The sequence below is a fragment of the Nostoc sp. C110 genome, from assembly GCF_043099725.1.
GTDB lineage: Bacteria > Cyanobacteriota > Cyanobacteriia > Cyanobacteriales > Nostocaceae > Nostoc > Nostoc muscorum_A.
The window spans coordinates 1918554-1936263 of the sequence record NZ_CP171148.1 but is presented as its reverse complement, the minus strand read 5'-3'; the positions used below and the strand labels follow the sequence as shown (position 1 = coordinate 1936263).

At 42.2% G+C, this 17710-nt stretch carries 11 protein-coding genes; 4 read left to right on the top strand and 7 right to left on the bottom strand.

The genetic code is table 11. The features are described 5' to 3' along the window. Positions 1-60: 60 nt before the first annotated feature. Positions 61-345 (top strand): hypothetical protein, encoded by a 285-nt coding sequence (locus ACFFRD_RS13870; RefSeq protein WP_392481996.1) that lies wholly within the window; start codon positions 61-63, stop codon positions 343-345. Beyond that, positions 338-2554, top strand: a complete 2217-nt coding sequence (locus ACFFRD_RS13865) for a PAS domain S-box protein (RefSeq protein WP_392481995.1) — start codon at positions 338-340, stop codon at positions 2552-2554. Before ACFFRD_RS13870 ends, ACFFRD_RS13865 begins: the two co-directional genes overlap by 8 nt. Positions 2555-3006: 452 nt before the next feature. Here ACFFRD_RS13865 and ACFFRD_RS13860 read toward each other — a convergent pair whose 3' ends face one another. Beyond that, the gene (locus ACFFRD_RS13860; protein WP_392481994.1) at positions 3007-5967 is read right to left on the bottom strand and encodes an NHLP bacteriocin export ABC transporter permease/ATPase subunit; all 2961 of its coding nucleotides are present in this window, start codon (positions 5965-5967) and stop codon (positions 3007-3009) included. A 2-nt stretch (positions 5968-5969) separates the two neighbouring features. Continuing rightward, positions 5970-8156 (bottom strand): NHLP family bacteriocin export ABC transporter peptidase/permease/ATPase subunit, encoded by a 2187-nt coding sequence (locus tag ACFFRD_RS13855; RefSeq protein WP_392481993.1) that lies wholly within the window; start codon positions 8154-8156, stop codon positions 5970-5972. 21 nt (positions 8157-8177) lie between these two features. Between ACFFRD_RS13855 and ACFFRD_RS13850 the strand changes: the two genes are divergently transcribed. Next, a complete protein-coding gene (locus tag ACFFRD_RS13850) occupies positions 8178-8522 on the top strand; it encodes a hypothetical protein (protein WP_392481992.1) in 345 nt (114 codons plus the stop codon). Here ACFFRD_RS13850 and ACFFRD_RS13845 read toward each other — a convergent pair. Continuing rightward, on the bottom strand, positions 8491-9930 hold the full coding sequence (locus tag ACFFRD_RS13845) for an NHLP bacteriocin system secretion protein (protein WP_392481991.1): 1440 nt from the start codon (positions 9928-9930) through the stop codon (positions 8491-8493). The genes ACFFRD_RS13850 and ACFFRD_RS13845 overlap by 32 nt on opposite strands. A gap of 596 nt (positions 9931-10526) precedes the next feature. Here ACFFRD_RS13845 and ACFFRD_RS13840 point away from each other — a divergent pair. Beyond that, on the top strand, positions 10527-12071 hold the full coding sequence (locus ACFFRD_RS13840) for a hypothetical protein (RefSeq protein ID WP_392481990.1): 1545 nt from the start codon (positions 10527-10529) through the stop codon (positions 12069-12071). 165 nt (positions 12072-12236) lie between these two features. On the opposite strand, the gene ACFFRD_RS13835 is transcribed toward ACFFRD_RS13840, so the two are convergent. The 4 genes from ACFFRD_RS13835 to ACFFRD_RS13820 form a co-directional block, all read right to left on the bottom strand. Further along, positions 12237-15545, bottom strand: coding sequence for a type 2 lanthipeptide synthetase LanM family protein (locus ACFFRD_RS13835; RefSeq protein WP_392481989.1), 3309 nt, complete (start codon positions 15543-15545; stop codon positions 12237-12239). Between the two features lie 458 nt (positions 15546-16003). After that, the gene (locus ACFFRD_RS13830; protein WP_392481988.1) at positions 16004-16294 is read right to left on the bottom strand and encodes a Nif11-like leader peptide family natural product precursor; all 291 of its coding nucleotides are present in this window, start codon (positions 16292-16294) and stop codon (positions 16004-16006) included. A 240-nt stretch (positions 16295-16534) separates the two neighbouring features. Continuing rightward, positions 16535-16816: a Nif11-like leader peptide family RiPP precursor gene (locus ACFFRD_RS13825; protein ID WP_392481987.1), complete on the bottom strand. Its 282-nt coding sequence runs from the start codon at positions 16814-16816 to the stop codon at positions 16535-16537. Positions 16817-17330: 514 nt separating this feature from the next. Further along, complete coding sequence (locus tag ACFFRD_RS13820; protein WP_392481986.1) at positions 17331-17705, bottom strand: response regulator; 375 nt, start codon at positions 17703-17705, stop codon at positions 17331-17333. Positions 17706-17710 lie beyond the last annotated feature (5 nt).

Sequence of the window (17710 nt, the reverse complement as noted above, 5' to 3'; positions counted from 1 at the left end):
GATAGAACTGGCGTTAGCCATTTGGGAAGACTAAATATGAAAGCCTTCAAGATTTAGTAGATGGTTAGTATTCCTGGATACCACGTAACTGAAGAAATCTCCAATGGTTCGAGAACCCTAGTTTATCGAGAGTATCGAGAAACTGACTTTTCCCTCAAAGATGATTTTGGTTTGGATCGGAGGCGATATGTCGGTTATTTACAAGAGTTTTTAGCGATCGCTCGAAAAATTATAGTGGAAAAAAATAGTGGTTCGATCCAATGCAACTCTTCTCCAGGGCTAGGTACGGAATTTGAGATATTAATTCCAGTTCAACAGTCAGCAGGAGAAACAAGTAATGCATAACACAGAATTCGAGCAAGAAATACTTTTTCTTCGTCAGCAAAATGCTCAGTTACAGCAACAACTGGCAAAATCCACCACAGAATTCAGTGCAGAAATCGCCCAATTAGAACAGAAACTTAGAGAATCAAAACAACTATTAGAAAGTAATTGCCAAGCAGAACTAACCTTCAAGGCTTCTCAAGCAGAATTACTAGCATTATTTAACGCCATACCAGATGTGATTCTCATGCTTGATGCCGAAGGACGTTACCTCAAAATTGCTCCTAGCAGTGCGCCTTTACTATACCAACCACCTGCGGAACTAATAGGTAAAACCATGCACGAGGTTTTACCTTCTGCTTTTGCAGACTCTTTTCTCAACTGCATTCAACAAGCACTAGAAACCAAGAAAACTTTCAAAATCGAATATAGCTTGCCCATTGGCGAGCAAGAAGTTTGGTTTGAAGCGAGTATTGCGCCAATGAACGAGGACACTGTTGTTTGTGTAGCTAGGGATATTAGTAATGTCTACAACGAGCTTCGCTTACGCAAAGCAGCTGAGGCAACCTTAAGTCAACAAGAAGATCAGTATCGCAGCATTTTTGAGACTGTGAATGATGGCATCAGTGTTGTTGATTTAGATACAGGTAAGATTGTCGCTGCCAATCCCGCTTTTTGTCAGATGCATGGCTATTCTCAAGCAGAATTTTTCCACTTAAGTCCTACAGATTTCATCCATCCCGATTCTTTTCAGCAATTTGCGGAATTCATCAACACAATCAAGATGGGAGGTGAATTTCACACTCAGGCTGTAGATATTCGCAAAGATGGCACTTATTTTGATATAGAAGTTACAGGCAAACTCTTTAACTACAATGGCAAACCCCATGCACTTTCGGTAGTGCGAGATATTAGCGAACGTAAACTTGCTGAACAAGAGCAAAGAAGACTGCTAACTATTTTAGAAGCCACAACTGATATCGTCGGTATGGCTGATGTAGATGGAAATAATTGCTATCTAAACAAAGCAGGGCAGAAGATTTTAGAAATTCCAGCATCAGAAACCAACAAATTTCATATTAGCGAGGTTACAGGACTATCAATATTAGAAAAATTCCAGAATGAAATAATACCTACCGTAGTTCGAGAAGGGATTTGGTCTGGAGAATCTATATTTCGCTGTCGCAATGGTGAAGAGTTTCCAGTTTCCCAAGTGCTGATTGCCCACAAAAATGAACAAGGCGAAATAGAATTCTTCTCAACTATTGCCCGTGATATCCGCGATCGCCAACAAATCGAAGCCCGGCTTAGACAACACGCAGAAGATTTAGCCCAAACTCTTCAAGAACTCCAACGTACCCAAGCACAAATGATTCAGGCAGAAAAAATGTCTAGTCTGGGTCAACTCGTGGCCGGAGTCGCCCATGAAATCAATAACCCTGTCAATTTTATCCACGGTAATCTCAGCCATCTTGAAGAACATACTCAAGATTTATTACGGTTAATTAACTCATATCAAATCATTAACCCGCCAGAATTTCAGAACGGTAATTGCTACTCTGGTGAAGCAAGCTACGCATTAGCAGAGCGACTCAACCCACTGCTGACTTTATGCCAAGAAATTGATCTGGAATACATTCAGCAAGATTTACCAAAAATCTTGAATTCAATGAAAGTGGGAACTCAACGCATCCGTCAGATTGTCCTGTCACTGCGTACTTTCTCGCGCATGGATGAAGCCGAGTTTAAAGCTGTAGATATTCACGAAGGCATAGACAGTACCTTAATGATTTTGCAACATCGCCTCAAGGAAAAACCAGAATTTCCCGAAATTAATGTCATCAAAAACTACGGTAGCTTACCTTTAGTAGAATGCTACGCTGGACAACTGAATCAGGTATTTATGAATATTTTTGCAAATGCTATTGATGCTTTAGAACAAAAAACAGATAATGAAGTTTCTCTACCGACAATTACCATTCATAGCACATTAATTGATTCTCATTGGGTCAAAATTACAATTGCCGACAATGGTTTAGGGATGCCAGAAGGAGTTGAAAAGCAGGTTTTTAATCCATTTTTTACCACCAAGCCTGTGGGTAAGGGAACAGGTATGGGAATGTCTATTAGTTATCAAATTATTACCGAAAAACATGGTGGTAAATTGGAGTGTTACTCAAAACCAGGTCAAGGAACAGAGTTTGTGATTAAAATTCCAATTCGGCATTAGATAGGCAATAGGCAATAGTCAAGAAGCCTCTTTGAGCTATACGGAATTTTTTCAACAATCAGATATGAGTTTTATATTAATCAATCTAGTTTTTAATTCGGAGTGAATTAATAAAAATGCGACCGCTATTCCTGAATAACCTATTTGAGCGATCAGAAAAAAGCAAAGTTAACCTTTTTTTTAACGAACCACAGAGGCGCAGAGAACACAGAGAGAAGGAAGAAATGCTTAACTGAACTATTGGGGTAAAGGTTTTTCTTTACCCCTTTTCTCTTTGCCTTTTCCCCAAAACTCGACAAGTATTGATTGCCTATTGCCTGTTGCCTATTGCCTTATCCCAACGACAATTTACGCCCACTTACTTCTGAATTTTCCCCCTTCGGGAAGGGGGTTCGGACTATTTGCATACTTGTACCTCATCGGATTGAAAATGGTTATAAGAATAAAAGGTGTTATGACTGCCGGACTACAAGTCGGGCAAATAACCCTTCTTCTGCAATCAATTTTGAGAAATTACCCATCTGCACTACATTACCTGCATCAAGAACATAAATGCGGTCTGCATGACGAATTGTACTGAGGCGATGGGCAATCACCACTCTGGTAGCATTTAATTTGGCTAAACTTTCAGTCACAATTGCCTGGGTGCGATTATCCAGAGCGCTGGTTGCCTCATCCATTAAAATAATTTTGGGCTTTGCAACTAGCGATCGCGCAATCAATAATCTTTGCCGTTGTCCCCCAGAAAGATTAGTACCACCCTCAGCGATTATAGTATGCATTCCCATCGGCATTTGCTTGATATCATCAGCAAAGCCTGCCATCTGTGCAGCTTCCCAAGCTTCTTCTAGAGAAACCAAGGCTCCGGCGGTGATATTATCAAAAATTGAGCCAGTCCCAAATTTGCCATTTTGCAATACTACTCCCAACTGTCTGCGTACAGCCTGAAGTTCCAAATCTGCTAAGTCTTGGCCATCATAGTAGACACTGCCTGTTAATGGAGTCTCAAATCCCAGTAACAACCGGAATATCGTTGATTTACCACTTCCAGAAGGGCCAATAATCGCCACAAACTCTCCTGGTTCAGCATGGAAACTGACATTATTGAGAATTAAGTTGCCATGTTCCGAGTAGCGAAAACTCACATTTTCTAAGGCAATACGACCACTTAATTGACCAGGGTTAACTTTGGTTGAGCCATCTTCAGGCTGCGATCGCCAAATTGGTTTTGCCCGTTCCCATATTGGTACAATACCCCAAATCTCAGATACAGTATTGCTGAGGTCAATTATCCCTTTGATGAAAATTGTCAAGGCATAGTTAAAAGCAACAAATATACCAAGTGTGAGGCGTGGCTGCATCAACAGCATCGCCAATCCAAAAAGCAATATAGAACTGACTAAGGGTAGTGCTTCATTGAACACAGACATACCATCTTTAATCTGTTGCCAATTCGCCTTTAGCCGGATTTGCTGGCTATACTTTTTTGCCCAAGCAGCAAATGCCCGTTCTTCTGCCATTGCTACCCGTAATTTGGCAACACCATTGATTAGTTGGACAGTGAGTCCCTGAATCGCGCCATTGAGTTCTTGCTGTTTGCGCGATTTCTTCACCAAGCGGAAACTTGCAACTGTCGTAACCACAGCAGCAAAAATTGCTAAACCCACTCCCACCAGCGCTAATTGCCAGCTATAAATAAACATCAACACTAAATTGAGTAAGGCAAAAACCCCACTCAACAACGTTTTTTGGGTAGCACCGCTCAGTTTTTGATGAATTTCCCTCACCGCCATAACGCGGTTAACTAAGTCTCCGGCAGTATACTGACGAAAAAACCTCGGACTTAATCTCAGCAGACGATCCCAAATAGCTGGCTGCAATACGCTATCAGTGGCGCTTTCAACTCGGAGGGTAATAATACTTTGGGCAATTTGAAAAGCTAGCTGCCCAAAGGCAACTGCAAACATTACTAATCCTATTTGCCATAGTAAAGCGCGATCGCTATCTGGAATGGCATTATTGATTAAAATTGCTGTTGCTTGTGGTGCAACCATTCCCAATATCGTCCCCAGTAGCCCCACTACTAAAATACTTGCGATGTCTTTTTCATAACCTTTCACCCCAAACCGAAGTAAATCGATGGCTTTGAGTGCAACTTGGGGCAACGGTCGATACAGAACGTAGGCAGATGTTGTCAGTGTTTTTGCTACTGCCTCATTTACGGGGATGCGAGTTCGCGCAACTGGATCAAAGATCACATAATCCCGCTTATCTGTGGGTAACAAAGCTACTGGGCGCTTTTCTAATTGAGTATAAGCTAGCATCGGCCCTTGATCTTGCCGCCACCAACCGCTTGCCAAAGTCACACGCCGGATACGAATGTGCGATGATTGGGCGATCGCTGCCACAGGGTCTTTAATTGAATTAAAATTATCTGCTGCTGGACGAATCTCAATTCCTAATGTCCGCCCAATTGCTCCCATTGCTACCAATAGAGGCGGACCCTCTTGAGATACAGCTTCTTGCTGTGGTTGCAATACTGTTGCTAAATCAGAGAGTGCGCCCTCAATTACTTGCTGATTAAGTTGCTCTCTTTGCTGAAACTGCCGAAATTCTGCTTCTGCTTGTTTGTTTGCTAGCAGACTCAAGTAGTGAAAAAAATAAGTATGTAAACATACTAAACCGCTACGTATTTCTTCATAATTTGATAAATCTGCGGTTGTTAATACTTGTCCAATAACTGCATTTTCTGCCTCCAGCCACATCGCACTCGTGAGGGGAAAAGCTGGCGAGGTGGGATTCAACGTTAGCTCCTCAACTCCCATCCAGCTAACATTACCTTGCTGTAACTTGACCCACACAAGTGTTTGTTGCCACAGATGTAGTGCCTCACCAGTGGATAATGAAAAATCCTGTCCCGATGTCTGCACAATGTTTAATGGCGTTGTCAAAACCGTTTGCTGGGCACTAAGAGACTGACTTAAATGATTTACCCAACCTTCTAAAAGCTTTATGGCTTGAGAGTCAGCCTCTACAATTCCCTGAACCAAATCAACCATTGACATCTGGCATAATTGGGTAGGTTCAATTGCGATCGCTACAAAACTCCACTTGCTCTCTTCCGGTAACAAAGCTGCACTAAACAAAGCTTCTCCAGCGTTGACATGAAGCAGATAGCGGCGCTGCTCCCTTAGTAAACTGTTATCAAGGAAAGCTGGACGCACAGGCCAGTCTTCCTCCTGCCTCCTGCCTCCTGCCTCCTGCCTCCTGCCTGCTTCAACAACTCCAGTCGCAAACACAGCTAATGTTCCAGACTGCACTATCCAGAATATTTCTGAGTCATTTAACAATACTGGTTCGTTTGCCTGAAAGGAGTACAGTTCAGAAGAAGGATTCACCTGCGGGCTACTCATTACTATGCCTCTGCTGCGTGGAGTAGGCAAACATAAGTTCCGCCTTGCTGCCATAATTCCTCATGGGTACCACTTTGGACAATTTTACCTTGGTCTAGAACAACAATTTTATGGCAATCACGAATTGTACTGAGGCGGTGGGCTACGACAATACAGGAGCAACCACGCTGTCGCAAGTTATGATTAATAATCAATTCGGTTTCCACATCGAGGGCGCTGGTTGCTTCATCCAGTACTAATATTGTGGGATTTCTTACCAAAGCGCGGGCGATTTCTAGACGTTGGCGTTGCCCACCACTGATATTCATACCGCCTTCAATCAATTCAAAGTCATATTTTGCAGGCATAGAAGCGATCGCATCATGAATGGCTGCATCCTGACAAGCTTGCACCAAATCAGCTTCTGGCACAGTTGAATCCCAAAGAGTGATATTATCTCGCACAGTCCCCGCAAATAAAAAGATATCCTGCTCAACCATTGCCAATGAGTTAGCCAATACAGAACGCTTAATTTGCGATCGCTCTACACCATCAAAACAGATTTCCCCTGCCCAAGGCTGATAAAGACCGCAAATTAATTTAGCAATCGTAGATTTCCCTGAACCACTTCCCCCCACAAGCGCTATGCGTTGTCCAGGTTGAACAGTTAAGCTAAAATTCTCAATCAAGGCAGGTTCCACCCGACTGTAGCCAAAAGTGATATTTCGTAACTCAATATGTCCCTGTAATTGCCACAGAGATGAAGAAGTAATTTCTCCCCCTGCCTCCACTTCCAAATCAACGGGATTTTGCAGCACATCATCAAGGCGATTTAAATCAGCTTCTAAATCTTGCAGCGTGCTGCCAAAATTGACGAGGCTATTGACTGGCTCTAAGAAACTTAGGGTTAAACTTTGGTAGGCAACGAGCATCCCAATACTGAGATTGCCATTCATTACCTGAAAGCCGCCAACCAGTAGAATAGAAGCTGTAGTCAGGGCTGTCAAAATCGTCGGTAATGTGGTGAGAATTTGAGTTTTTAAGCCTAATTCCTGTTGGGCGTTGAGTGCTTTAGCGTAATAACCGGCAAACCGAGCAAATAAATCTGACTCCAGCCCAGAAGCTTTGATGGTTTCTATCGTTTGGATGCCGCTAATCGTTACTCCACCTACTTTGCCATATTCTTGAGCTAGGCGCATATTTGTATCTACACGAGTTTGCGATAAAAATAGGAGGGCGAAAATATTGATTGCAGCAAAACCAACTGCGATCGCACTCAATAATTTGTCATACTGAATCATTATCAGTAGGTAAAAAACCATCATTACTGCGTCAATTAATGTGGTTGCCAAAGGCCCTGAAAGTGCTTCCGCCACTCGGTCATTCAGTTGCACTCGACTACTGATTTCCCCAGCAAAACGTTGGTCATAAAACCCAATAGGCAATCGCAGGATATGCCAGAGAAACTGTCCTGATGTGCTGACTGACAACTTAACCATCAATCGCCGCAGATAAGTCAGCCGCAGTCTAGCAAGGAATGCCCGTAATATAGTAGTTAACAACATCCCTAACAATAAAGGTCGTAACCAATCTTGCCGGTCTTGGATTAAAATCTCATCGATAAACACTTGAGCAAAGGCTGGCACAGCTAACCGAGGCAATGTTAACAACAACCCAGCCAGCAGACAAAACAAGATAGTAACTCGTGAGTTTTGTAAACGGGTATTTAAAGCCGAAATAATGTGATTTTTTTTGCCGCCCTTTAAGAAGTCCGCTCCTGGTTCCATTATCAGCACAACACCAGTGTATGCGCGATCAAACTCTTCCCAACTCACTGTTCTCCGACCACTGGCAGGATCGTTCAGGTAGACGCGTTTTTTGGTATATCCTTCTACCACGAGGAAATGGTTAAAATTCCAAAAAGCAATGTAGGGAAGACGGGTAGCTGTCACCTTTTCTAGAGACAGTTTTAAACCTTTAGCATTAAGTCCATAGTTTTTGGCAGCTTTGAGAATATTAAAAGCTTTACTCCCATCCCGCGAAACACCACATTCTTCACGCAGTTTAGCCAGTGGCACAATCCGGCCGTAATAGCTAAGAATTATTCCCAAAGCAGCCGCACCACATTCGACCGCTTCCATTTGCAAAAGGGTAGAAGTACGGACACGATTTGGTTTAAATTTTTGAATTGGGGATTGGGGATTGGACATGGGGCATTGGAGAATTAAAACTTGAACGTTGAGCTTCCGAAGGTGAACATTGAGCTTCTGAGGGTGGACATTGAGCTTCTGAGGGTGGACGTTGAGCTTCTGAGGGTGGACGTTGAGCTTCTGAGGGTGAGCGTTGAGCTTCCGAAGGTGGACGTTGAGCTTCTGAGGGTGAGCGTTGAGCTTCTGAGGGTGAACGTTGAGCTTCTGAGGATGAACATTGAGCTTCTGAGGGTGAACGTTGAGCTTCCGAAGGTGGACGTTGAGCTTCTGAGGGTGAACATTAAAGTTTTAACCCCAATGCCCCATTCCCCATTCCCCATTCCCCATTCCCAAATTAATAAATTCCCGTCCAAGATCGCAGCATAGGAATAATATAAGAAATCGGTGCTTTTTCTCCAACTTTTACTTGAACAGAGGTAGTTGTACCAGAAGATATTTTTAAAGCTGGGCCGTCAGAAGATGACCATTTGTAGCCGCTGACTGATGTTGGATTTTCTTGGAGTTGGACAAAAGCTTGCACCTGAGCTTCACCTTTACCCGCAAGACTGGCAGCCATTTCTTTGTTACCAACGATCGCAGTAATATCTTGTGTACTTACCGGAAATGAAGAAATATCTGCGATCGTTCCGACAATACCACCTTCGCGTTCACGTTTGGCAAAACTAGGAGTTACCTGTACAGCCATCCCCGGCTTGATTTGCTTACCATCTTTATTAGCAAAGTAAACAAGGCTCATAAGCTTTGAATTTGCTTCTTCAGCTTCGATTGACCCTAAGCGAGTACCCGGATTCATCATTTGACCGGGGACAGCACTCACTTCCAGAATATGACCATTGTATTTGCTGATGATTCTACTTTCTTGAGATAGTTGTAGTTCTAATTGGGCAATGCGACGCTTTACTTCCCGAATTTTATTTGTTTTGTCAATTGATTGCTTCAGGTCTTGCTCGCGTAATTTAGTATTTTGAGTATTCAGGTCTTTAATTTTCGTTTTAATTTCGTCAATTCTATTAAGATTTTCCAGATATTCTCGTTGTGTGGTGGTTTCTTGGATTTCGAGATCCTTTAGTTGCACGTCAATATCTGACAGTTCGCTTTGAGTGTTAAAATATTCCTGTTCAGCTTGCACCAACATATCTTGGCTGATGACATGCTGCTCAAAAAGATGACGACGATTATCAACTCGTCCTTTAAGAGTTTTGAGTAAGTAATTAATTTGTTGTTTGCGAGAGTTAATGCTTTGACGTTTTTGAGCGATCGCTCTCAGCGTTTGATCGCGTAACTTTGGCGCACCTTGCTCTCGACGCAAATTATTTTCCAAATCCATTCTCTGCTGTCCAAGAGTAATGATTTGTTGGTCAATTAGCAGCTTTTGTAACCTGTCAGTCTCTTGATTTTGGGTTTGCAATTGTTGCAACTTTACTTGCTCTTGCTGTAGTTGCTGCTTTAGCGATGATTGGTCGATAATACCCAGCACATCACCTTGCTTAATAATATCTCCCGCCTTTACCTTCAGAGTTAGTAACGGGCCAGAACTGGGTGCTTGAAATTCTACAACATGGTGCGGTTTAATCAAGATACCTTGACCTGTGACAGTCAGGGGAATTCTGCCGAACACACTCCAAAGGCCAGCGACAGCAACCACAAAACTCATGGTAGATAAAGTCAACCAAGCTTGAGGCTTGACTACATTTATCGCTTGATCCAGTTGTTCTGGTGAAGATAAGCGCTCTAGGGCTTCTTGGCGAAAGATATGGCTGTGTTTGAGTTGCATTGTTCTCCTTCTTGCTGATGGCACTCAGAGCCTCAAGTCTTCTAGACCTTTAAGATTAAAGTGCGATCGGGGAGAACTAGGGGAGAAATAAGGGAAGCGATCGCTTTTACTGCTTCAACAAAACATTATGGACAGTCTACAATGCTGGGATGCCCATGACTTCGTTGATAGTCGCGCCAAAACATAGTTATAGCAAACTGTTATCAATTAATAAATAGCTCCATCTTGTCCCAATGCCAAATAGTTAGTCTGCGATCGCGAGCATTGTCAATAATTGATATTGCCAAGTAAATTCAATGCTCTTTTAGGGCATCCTGAAGAGGCAGAATTTGCAATCTTGCCGGGTACAAGTGTCCGGCATTTTTATTAGAAAATATCCGACTTAGGCTAATAACAAAACTATACCAATTCTAGGACAGAGTTTTTACGTATATCTTTTGACAGATTTTTACTTAAGTGTCTTATCTGTCTTAACTGTCCTTGTGTCACTTTTTCAGCCATGCTAAGTTTCGGGGTGAAATGAGCAACTGTGCAGAAAGTTACGCTCTAATTTCAAGTCTTAAACATAGAAATTCCCAAAATCAAGGTAATAACAAATGGCAACACCTAACCAAGAACTTTATCCGGTTATCTTAATACATGGAATATCAGGATCTAGGCTCATCTCAAAACAAACAGTATTTCCAATAGAACCGCCACCAATCTCGAAAGTAGAAGAAGAATATCCAATTTGGCTGAATTTATTGATGAGTTCACGACCAGCACGACCAATACCAAATGACGATGCAGAAATTAACAGCAACCCTGAAAAAGTAACTTTAAAAACACTTGGATGGAATTTACCAGATGCTACAATTTCTTCTAGGACTCTCCCGATTACTCCGGCTCCGTGGTGGAAAACACAAATGACATTAGGGGTTGATGGTATAACCGCCTTCAATGACGAGGATAATCATCCTGTAGAGGGATTTAAAGCAATTGAGAGGATAGCTCCAGACATAGAGCCTGATTTTGACCCTGAGACTGGCAAAGACAATCGATATTTTGCCGCTTTAATAGAGAAGTTAGTAGAACAAGGATATGTGAAGAATGAAAATAATAATCAAGGTAACTTGGTAGCTTTTCCATATGATTGGCGAGTATCACCAAAAGGTCTGAACGAAAAGTATGACTACTTTAATAAGCTCAAAAAGGAAATACAAAAGCAACGTGAATATAACCAAAAACGTGTAGTGATAATAGCTCATAGTATGGGAAATCGAGTTACGCAGTATTTTCTTCAGTGGGTTAAAAATAAAAAGGAGTTAGGGGAAGAGTGGATACATGAAAATATAGAACGATATATAGCAGTTAGTCCACCGTGGCTTGGCGGCCCTTTAGCAATTCGTTTTCTAGGATCAGATGATCCAATAGTATTAGGAAAGGCAGCAATAAAGGATCTTAAATCAGTAATACAAAGCTATTCGAGTGTTCCTTGGCTATTGCCCATAACAAAAGCGCCACAGGCATTTTTGAACACTGAACATTTTGCGTTTGTCAAAGAGAACAGCAAAGCTCCATCAACAATCAATAACTTTCAGCCAAAAACAATCAGAGACATATTAACAGATGGAGGAGCCGAACAAACTACACTGAAATATCAGCAGGAGCATTATCAAAACGATAATTTGATACGTAGTATTGTGGACGGCGACGGGGGTAAGCTGGTAGAGTGCCCACCTGTTCAGAAATTAGATGTTATCTATGCATATGGCACACCTACACATGTCGGTGCATACTATATTTCTTCTGTAGAAGAGATAGACGGAGAACAAACAAAATCACTGAGAGTAGCAGCAGACCTGAACGACACAGGCGGAAACTTTCTTGTAAAAGAAGGAATAAGATTTGAAATAGAGGGTACTACAACACAACTGATAGATGGATCAACACATTCAGGAGATGGAATAGTTCCATACGGAAGCTTGGCATATCACAAGCATTGGCAGAAAGACAAGTCGCTAAAAACCGAAATAGGAGATTACGGTTTTCAACTTAGCGATGCGGCTACATATCCAGGACATGAGGAAATTTTAAAGGTTAACCAAGGTACTAATAAAATCCTGGAGTTGTTAGAGCTAAGTACATTTAAGTTGGCGTAGATATAGCGGGGGGTAAATGAGCTTGGTAACATAATTAGGTAGTTTAAAAGCAGATGGCACTAACCATCTGCTTTTAACCTTTTATGAGAAAAACTTATTAGAAAAGTTAAAAAATAAATTATTTTTAACTTGGTCAAAAACTGTTTTTGGGTACGAACAACAAGCTCAATCCCATAACAATATTGAAGGTAAGCCATTGTTAGCCAGACGCAGCAATTGATAACCAATTCCAGAGATACCAGGTAAAAAGCCAGGATTAAATACAGAATTGGGTAAGTTGGGGAACAGTTGATAAGCTCCAGTTCGCTTGGCTCTAGCCACAACATTTGTTACATTCTGGTGAGCAATTTGATGCCAATCAGGACGGGAACAGATTTTTGCACCGACTAACAGCACTTCCGCTCGACCGAAGTTGCCACAGCACAAGTGATCGATCGCTTGTAAGCCAAAACTCTGAGTAGTTTGGAGAGCAATTTCAATTTCTTGTTGAATTTCCGGCGTTTCCACGATTCTCAAGCTGCCTAAGCGTCCCAAACCAATGCCGGCTGCACCATGACACCACTTATTTGCAAAGTCAGGTTGTCCTAGTTGTCCCATTCTGCGGAAGTCTGGCCAGTTGGCAGTGGACGGGCAAAAGACGCTACGTTCATACTCAATTCCTGCTAAACCTGCTTCTAAGTATTTGCCCTCCAAGGTGACGGCATAAAGTCTGAGCAAGGCATAAGAGATACCTGCGGCTCCATGAGAGAAGCCAGTTAAGGGCTTATCCCAATAAGTATGCCAAGCTTTGGGCGCACCGTTGTGGCTAACTTGACGGTTGATTAAATGTTGTCCACAGGCGATCGCTTTTTCTAATACGGTTGCTTCTCCTGTGGCTTGATGCAGGGATAATAACCCTAAAATTGCCCCTGCTGCCCCGCTCATAATATCCAAGTGTTCATCGGCAGCAATCAGTTCTGGTGTCATCAAATCGGCTAATATTTGAGCGTCTGACAACAGTGTTGCATCGTTGAGGAATTGGCTAATTTTCACCAGGCTATAGATCATCGATCCTAAACCTGTTGCACCCCCAACGCCCATGAAACGAGCCATGCGTTCCCAAGTTTCGCGATCGATGGTGTGGATTTGGCGACGCAGAGATTGCATTGTCCTCAATGCTAAATCACGGTAACGGGAATCACCAGTTACTTGACTTAGTGCAGCTAAAAACAAAGCAACTCCAGAGCGTCCGTCACTAAGACAATTATTCAATACTTGCAGTTGATATCGTTCGGCGCGAGGCACAAAGTCTAAGCCAATCCAGTTAACACTGCCATCAGGGTCAGAAATGGCTCTGGTTTCTAGTTGAGTAGCAATTTCCTTGGCTTCGGCAACCAATAGTTCTGAATTTAGCAACGGTAACGATTCGCCTTGCCATTGCCCACCTTGGCGGCTGAAAGTGGTTGCAATTTTAGCATCGAAGGAGCCTTGAATAATCGCTACTTGTCGAGCTAAGTCGGTTTCATCTAGAGATTGTAACTGGTTGAGCAAATCTTGATAACTGGATTGTTTGAAGTAGTTGGGAATGGAAGCAGAACCGTTTAAACTCAGTTCATCAACCACCGCGCTAGCCGTGAAGAAGGGGATATCCAATTGTTCCATTGCTCGGAGTTCCGCGCTCAAAACGGGAAAGGCGTTCGGTCTATTTTGAGCAACTAGAAAAGCACGGCTGAGAACATCGAGTTGAATACTGTAATCTACCCCGTGTTTGAGGTAATCGGGTGCTAAAGCTTTTTGAAGGATGATGCCATAAATGCGGGTGTTGCGGAAGATAAAGCGCACCTGCTGATTTTGCATAGCAGATAGCAAACTTTGGCTTGAAATTAAGAAATCTTTGTGCGCCATCAAAAAGCGATACATCTGCTCAAACCCAGTGGTGATTTGCAGTTGATAATCGTTTGGAGACAGAGCAGTTTCACCCAAGAACGGCACATTTTTCCCCATCCGCAAGGTTACAGGCTCAGACAACAGGTGCATATTATCTGTATTAATGTTCTGCCAACGTGGCACTTTACGGGGAGATAATCGGGGATCTGTGCTGCCTAGCCCGCTAATATCATAAGCGACACTGCGATCGCCACTAAAGTCCCAACGCGGTAAAAGTCCGGTGCGGAGTACGGAATCCCAAAATTGTCGTGTGGCGGTTGTTTCTAAATCTTGGGTAAGCGGTGAGTCTTCAATGAGATTCGGTTCGTGGTGCAGCAGCGTTTCCATGTCAATCAGCACCAGATGTTCGCCATTGGCAATTAAGTTTTCGTAATGGCAATCTGTTCCCCGCAAAGCGTAAAGCACACACAACAACATCCCAGAACGCTGATAGAATCGTTTCGCAGCTGCTTCATCCACACAAGGCAACTGTTCAACATATTCCACCCAACCGTAACCGTTGCGCTCCAGCACTTGAATGACTTTAAAATCTAAAAGATCGTTGTGTTGATTGCACCAATCCAAAAATTGGTTAAAGACAACCTCTAATCCTAAATCTTTGGGTTTATAAACAAGTTTAAGTCCAGACTCAAAGGTGAGCAAAATCACCGTTCGTCCGCGTTTGTGTGCATCGGAAATGGAGGTTTGAATTTCGGCAACTTTGTTTTGAGAAAATGGAGCGATCGCTTGATTAAAAGTTCGTTGAATATCTGTCTTATCTGCAACCAAACGTTCGATAAATTCAGCAGTGAACTCAACCCAAAAATTGACTGCTGTTGCCACTAACCGACCGAGAACTGGATACTTCTGAAAGAAGGTCAGCATTCCATCTTCTAGGAGTTGATTGACGAACTTGGTGTAATGAGTGTTATTATTTCCTGTCTCCAGTCCTAGTAAGCCGAGCAAGCTTTGACCAAAGGGACGCACCTGAGAAAATTCAAAATCTAATGTCTTTGTGCAAATTCCTGCTAATCGTTTCAGTAGACCACGTTCTAGAGAACTGTAAGCGTCGCGGGAAAGAATCGATAAGGGAAGACAATCTTGGGTGAATTGACTGTCGCAGCGAGTCAGTAATTGCTGTCTGGCTACTAAGATAGCAGGCAAAAGGATATCTTCAAAGGTAATCGGATTTTGTGAATCGATTGGTAGAAATACTTCGGTTGCAGAATTAAATCCTGTAGCAGTTTGGATGATTTGCTGCAAGGTTTCTGCCCACTCAGGCAAAGGTTGATCGGCAAGCAACTCGATGGTTCCCAATCTCGAACTAACAGTATCGAGGTCTAGCCCTTCCCACTGTAAGCGTTTGTGCAATGTATCCCATTTACCTTCTGCTGCAACTTCGCACCAGCGATGTCTACGACGGTTAATTTCTTGTTCGTTGACTCGATCAACATCAATTGCAAATCTGCTTTCATCAAGGCGTTCCCAAATAAAGCTAGCATTGGCTGCGATCGCTCTTAAATCGTCTGATGTTTTCTGTTGGGATAAGCGAACAAGTTGTTGAACCATAGCTGGATTTCTCATGATGGAGTTAAAAGGTAAGTATCAATTCTGGTCTACGTTTTAATAGTTGGTATTAATACCAATAGCGTTCGTCTGAAATAAGTTTTAAATTAAGTACTAATTAGGTAAGTATCTAAGCATAAATAAATTTAAAGTTTGTAGTCATGACTTTAGTCCTAATAATCCTTGCTCTGAGCGATAAATCGCTCACTACAAACTAGGAGTTTATTTTATATTTAATTATCTCTACCTACTTAGGCATAATTAAAATAACTTGTAATTATTAATTGAATTAGTTGGGGTACAAGTCTCCAACAGATAAAGACAAAAAACTTGACTATTTGGTGGATTATAGGACTCATATATTATGATTTTTGAACAAATTTAAGATAAAACTGTCTTTTCAGTTTCAGTATGTTTTCAAAAATAAAGTCTGAGTCCTATATTTCACCAAAAAATACGAATTACGAGAGATAGCAGTGTCCGCCACCACAGCCGGCTGTGTGACATAGTTTGGGCGCACTATCAGCCATTGCACCGCCACTAACACTGAGTAATTCTTCTTCGCTCAGTTCGTTTGAGTCCACAAAGGTCAGTTCTGCCAGCATTTGAGCTACGCTTTCGGCTGTGAAGGTATAACCTTTTTCTGCACTGGCAATTAGCAACAGTTTGATGGCTTCTGTTTGGGTAACTGCTGCTTGTATATTGTCGCGTAGTTGGTTATTTTGGAGTAAGCTTTGAATTTGTGACAACATAATTGTATTTTCTCAGAGTTGGTGATATTAATTGTTAATTTAATTCCCTCTTTCTCTTGATTAAAAAAGTAAAAAGGGAACTGTTATGCAGCATCTCTTTCTGCGTTGAGCCTCATTACCAAGTATGGAAATTATCCAAATTAAAATAGTGGGAAAGTTGGATATAAAAAGCTGTTTTAGAAAAACAACCTGACCTTGGAGGCTACAATGTCAGAGAGAAAGAGAAGCTACATACTTTTTTTAGCAGTGTCCGCCACCACAACCTTCTGTATGACATAGCTTAGGCGCACTATCAGCCATCATCCCACCACTAACACTGAGTAATTCTTCTTCACTCAGTTCGTTGGAATCTACAAAGGTCAACTCTGATAGCATTTGAGAGATAGCTTCGACTGTGAAGTTGTAACCTTTCTCTGCACTAGCGATCGCTAACACTTTAATAGCTTCTGCTTGATTAGTTGCTGCTTTTACTTGCTGTTGTAATTGGGCGTTTTGTAGTAATTCTTTAATTTGGTGTAACATCCGTCTATCCTCCGTTTTTGTTGACTTATCTAAACCGCAGAGATTCTACACTTGTTTTGTGCGGTGTTCTCTGCTCTTCTGATTTGAATTTAGAGAAGAATCGGGGAGAAGTAGGGGAGATAGTTGCAATAGCAGAAAAATTTTTTGGCGTTGGTGATTAGATATATGAATCTTGGTGTAGAGACGTTGCAGTGCAACGTCTCTAAAAGGGTTTTGAAATTACGCAAAATTATTTTCATACCTGAATTCAGCAACGCCAATTTTTGGGTGGAAAATAATTGAGGACATGGGAACTGGATCTTAGCCCTAACTGTGTAACCAGAGCTAGAGCCTCTCTAACGACGAGTTGAAAGGATTATGAATCTAATAGGACTTACGTACAGGTAACGGAAAACGTAGACACGTTCGCGTAGCGTCTCGTAGAGAAGTGGCTTGCCGCAGGCTACCACAGAGGACGCAGAGGTCACTGAGGAATGAGGGTTTGAGAGGGTTTTTGCGTAAGTCCTATCTAAAACTAAAGGGCAACCAGTACTTCATTGATTTGCTCTGCTAGTTTCAATGGACGGAAAGGCTTGGCAAAAATAGCAGCGACATCCATATCAGTAAAACTCTCTCGATCTGATTGCTGGAGTTTAGCTGTTAATAAAATTACTGGAATTTTCTTAGTGGCGGGGTTAGCTTTCAGTTGTTGCAGAGTTGCACGCCCATCCATATCAGGCATCATCATATCTAGTAGGATGACATCTGGTTTGTGGGTAGCAGCTACCTTCAAAGCTTCCTGCCCAGAACTTGCTGTCAATACATTCCAGCCAGCAGCCATTTCTAATCCCAACTTGGCGATCGCCCGCACATCTTCTTCATCATCAACAATCAAGATATTTATGTTCATAATGG

What these genes read in the sequence shown, in the direction of transcription:
- ACFFRD_RS13870 (WP_392481996.1), top strand. Translation starts at nt 61, where the DNA reads ATGGTTAGTATTCCTGGATACCACGTAACTGAAGAAATCTCCAATGGT.
- ACFFRD_RS13855 (WP_392481993.1), bottom strand. Translation starts at nt 8,156, where the DNA reads ATGTCCAATCCCCAATCCCCAATTCAAAAATTTAAACCAAATCGTGTC.
- ACFFRD_RS13840 (WP_392481990.1), top strand. Translation starts at nt 10,527, where the DNA reads ATGGCAACACCTAACCAAGAACTTTATCCGGTTATCTTAATACATGGA.
- ACFFRD_RS13830 (WP_392481988.1), bottom strand. Translation starts at nt 16,294, where the DNA reads ATGTTGTCACAAATTCAAAGCTTACTCCAAAATAACCAACTACGCGAC.
- ACFFRD_RS13820 (WP_392481986.1), bottom strand. Translation starts at nt 17,705, where the DNA reads ATGAACATAAATATCTTGATTGTTGATGATGAAGAAGATGTGCGGGCG.
- ACFFRD_RS13825 (WP_392481987.1), bottom strand. Translation starts at nt 16,816, where the DNA reads ATGTTACACCAAATTAAAGAATTACTACAAAACGCCCAATTACAACAG.
- ACFFRD_RS13865 (WP_392481995.1), top strand. Translation starts at nt 338, where the DNA reads ATGCATAACACAGAATTCGAGCAAGAAATACTTTTTCTTCGTCAGCAA.
- ACFFRD_RS13860 (WP_392481994.1), bottom strand. Translation starts at nt 5,967, where the DNA reads ATGAGTAGCCCGCAGGTGAATCCTTCTTCTGAACTGTACTCCTTTCAG.
- ACFFRD_RS13835 (WP_392481989.1), bottom strand. Translation starts at nt 15,545, where the DNA reads ATGGTTCAACAACTTGTTCGCTTATCCCAACAGAAAACATCAGACGAT.
- ACFFRD_RS13845 (WP_392481991.1), bottom strand. Translation starts at nt 9,930, where the DNA reads ATGCAACTCAAACACAGCCATATCTTTCGCCAAGAAGCCCTAGAGCGC.